Origin of the sequence: Arthrobacter sp. 35/47 (assembly GCF_000520475.1) — a bacterium.
GTDB lineage: Bacteria > Actinomycetota > Actinomycetes > Actinomycetales > Micrococcaceae > Arthrobacter_D > Arthrobacter_D subterraneus.
The window spans coordinates 150957-154156 of the sequence record NZ_KI914616.1 but is presented as its reverse complement, the minus strand read 5'-3'; the positions used below and the strand labels follow the sequence as shown (position 1 = coordinate 154156).

At 68.8% G+C, this 3200-nt stretch carries 4 protein-coding genes; 3 read left to right on the top strand and 1 reads right to left on the bottom strand.

Features of this window, described 5'->3' with window-relative positions; genetic code table 11:
- Positions 1-71: 71 nt before the first annotated feature.
- The gene (locus X803_RS0114065; RefSeq protein WP_035779159.1) at positions 72-824 is read right to left on the bottom strand and encodes a sulfite exporter TauE/SafE family protein; all 753 of its coding nucleotides are present in this window, start codon (positions 822-824) and stop codon (positions 72-74) included.
- A gap of 40 nt (positions 825-864) precedes the next feature.
- Between X803_RS0114065 and X803_RS0114060 the strand changes: the two genes are divergently transcribed.
- The 3 genes from X803_RS0114060 to X803_RS22870 form a co-directional block, all read left to right on the top strand.
- The gene (locus X803_RS0114060) at positions 865-1494 is read left to right on the top strand and encodes a DUF1684 domain-containing protein (RefSeq protein ID WP_026545615.1); all 630 of its coding nucleotides are present in this window, start codon (positions 865-867) and stop codon (positions 1492-1494) included.
- Positions 1495-1664: 170 nt separating this feature from the next.
- A complete protein-coding gene (locus X803_RS20250) occupies positions 1665-2846 on the top strand; it encodes a glycosyltransferase family 4 protein (protein WP_051470774.1) in 1182 nt (393 codons plus the stop codon).
- A gap of 52 nt (positions 2847-2898) precedes the next feature.
- Positions 2899-3200 (top strand): MSMEG_6728 family protein (locus X803_RS22870; RefSeq protein ID WP_253907481.1); only part of this gene is annotated, 302 nt, incomplete at its 3' end.

Sequence of the window (3200 nt, the reverse complement as noted above, 5' to 3'; positions counted from 1 at the left end):
GTGCCACCGGCGGCGGCACCAGCCGCTGAACGACTCGGCGACCTGCCTCACGCGTGCGGTCGTCGGAGACCTCAGCCCAGCAGGTCCGTGAGCCCCTTGGCCAGGGCGGTACCCGCGCCGAGGAAAGCGATCACGATGACGGCGAAGCGGGCCTGCCGGTCATGGATGTATCGGGCGAGGCGCTCCCCTGCGAAGATGCCGAGGATGATCGAGACCGGGATAAGGAACCACATCCAGGTCTCCAGCGGGGGCACCTGACCCGGATCGATGAGGAGCTTCACAAGCACCGTGACCGACCCGATGACCGCGAAGAACGGCTGCAGGGTGGCGGCGAACGGCCGCTGCGGCCACCTTGCCAGCAGCGCGTAGGCGCTGACCGCGGGCCCGCCGACGCCCGCCATCGAGTTGGTCAGCCCGGCCGCAACCCCCGCGACCACTTTGGAGCGGTTCCCGGTGACCACCACTGCGGAGCGCTGCAGCACGAGCGAGATGGTCAGCCCAGCCAGTACGACGGCGGCAACAGTCACCGAAAGCGGCGCGCTGGGCAGCCCGACGGCGGCAATTGAACCACCGACCGAACCGAAGACCGCTGGGATGGTCAGCCAGCGGAACATGCTCCAGTTAATGTCTTTCCACACGCGCGACACAATGAAGGTGGAAGAGACCACCCCGCAGATGTTGACCAGCAGCACGCCCTCGTGCGGGCCCAGGATCAGCACGAGGAACGGGGAAACGAGCAGCGCAAATCCCAACCCGGCGATGCGCTGGGCGACTGCGCCCACCACAATAAGACCCAGGACGAGGATGAACAGCGCGATGGTCACGCTAGACACAGTACGCCCAGGCAACAGTTAGGCTCACACTATGACCCAGGCAGCAACAGCCCTCAGCACCGCACAGTGGCGCCGGGAGGTTTTCGCCCTCTACGCCGACGTCCGCGACGCCGCCGCGTCCGGCTCCCCCGCACTGGCTCACGCACACTGGCGCACCGGCCGCGACCGGCTCTTCGCCGGCCACGCTGCCTCGCCCCTCCCGCCGTCGGCGCGGGAGAACTTCACCGGCCTCACTGTGGCCGCCTACAACCCGGACTTCCGGTTCGAGGCGGACATTGACGACGACGGCGCCGGCCAGCTCATGGAGGTCCCAACAGGGACGGACGGGGTGGTGCCCTTCGAACGGCTCGGCAGTGTGGTGCTCGACGGCGTCGGGCGCCTGGCCCTCTGGCGGCTGAAGTCCTACGGCGGCGGGCTTTTCCTGCCGCTGCGGGACGGCTCCTCCGGTGTGGAAGGCGGAAGCTACGGCGGCGGCCGGTACGTGCTCGACACAATCAAGGGGGCCCACCTCGGCGAGCGCGACGGCCGCCTGGTCGTGGACCTGAACTTCGCCTACAACCCGTCGTGCGCCTATGACGAGGCGTGGGCGTGCCCGCTTCCCGGGCCGGACAACCGGCTTGAGGTATCCCTGCCGGTCGGGGAGCTGTACACCGCGTACTGATACCGGGTACTGAGGCACCGCGTACTGAGGCACCGCGTACTGGGGCACCGCGTACTGGGGCACCGCCCGCTGCGGTACCGCGTACTGGGCACCGCCCGCTGGGGCAGAGTTCACCCGGGCGCAACCTCCCGCTCGCCGGGTGCACAGACGGTGCTGCCACCATCGCAAGCGTGAGAGTTGCCGTGGTTGCCGAATCGTTCCTTCCGCACATGAACGGGGTGACCCACTCCCTGTTGAAGGTGCTGGCGCACCTGAGGAGCCGGGGTGATGACGTGCTGGTGATTGCGCCGTCGTCGTCCTGGCGGGACACGGCGTCCTGGGCGGAGAGCACGGCGCCCGCGTCGGTGGAAGGTTTCCCCGTTCTGACGCTGCCGTCCTTCCCGCTCACCGGGTACGCCAACGTACGGCTGGCGGCCGGCACGGTGGCCCGGGTGCGGCGCATCCTCGCCGACTTCGCTCCCGACGTGGTGCATGTGGCGTCCCCGTTTGTGCTGGGCTGGCGTGCAGTGCAGGCGGCTGTGCAGCTGGGGCTGCCCACGGTCTCGGTGTACCAGACGGAGATTCCCGCCTACGCCGCCCGGTACGGTGTTCCGTGGGCCGAGAATCTGCTTTGGCAGCGCGTCGAGAACATCCATCGGGGGTCCACGCTGACGCTTGCGCCGTCGTCGTTCGCGCTGAGGCAGCTCGACTCACGCGGCATCCCCCGGCTGCGGCTCTGGCGCCGCGGAGTGGACACGTCCCGCTTCACTCCGGATAAGCGCGACGACGCGTGGCGCCGCTCGATAGCTCCGGCCGGAGCGAAGATCATCGGGTACGTGGGACGTCTCGCGGCCGAGAAGCAGGTGGAGGATCTCGCCGGGCTGGACGCCGTTCCGGGGACAAAGCTCGTGGTGGTCGGATCCGGTCCCGCGAAGGAATCGCTGCAGCAGAAGCTGCCCGGCGCGTATTTCGCCGGGTTCCGGTCCGGGGATGACCTGGCGCGGATGATGGCCTCCTTTGACATCTTTGTGCACCCGGGCGAATCCGAGACGTTCTGCCAGACCATCCAGGAGGCAATGGCCTCGGGAGTTCCGGTAGTCGCCGTCGGCCGTGGCGGTCCGCTGGACCTGGTGGATTCGTCCCGGACCGGGTGGCTGTACCCGCCGGGCGAACTCAGCCAGCTTCACGCCGGCGTGATGGACCTCCTCGGCGACAACACCAAGCGCCGGGCCTTTGGACGGGCAGCGTACGCCGCGGTCCAGGGACGCACCTGGCCGGTGCTGTGTGAGCAGTTGGTCTCCTACTACGCGGAAGCAATCGAGGTGCACCGCCGAACCCCGGTGCTGGGCACCGGTTTCTCCGCGGTTCGCTGACGGGCCCGGCAGTCTCCTAAGCAGGCTGAGCATCTGTGGCACACTGGGCCGCATGCAGACGTTCCTGCCCTATCCCGACTTCGCGGCCAGCGCTGCCGTCCTCGACCAGGCGCGGCTCGGCAAGCAGCGCGTGGAGACCCTGCAGATCCTCCGCGCTCTGGTGCTGCCGGACTACGGCTGGCGTAACCACCCGGCCACCCGCATGTGGATGGGATACGTCCCGGCGCTCACCGTCTACGGGCTGGCGATGGTCAGTGAGTGGGTCTCACGCGGGCATGCGGACAGCACAGCGCCGCTGATCAGCGAGTTCGCGCCGGACTCCGCGGCCGCGTTCCAGGCGGGCACCGGCCCGGA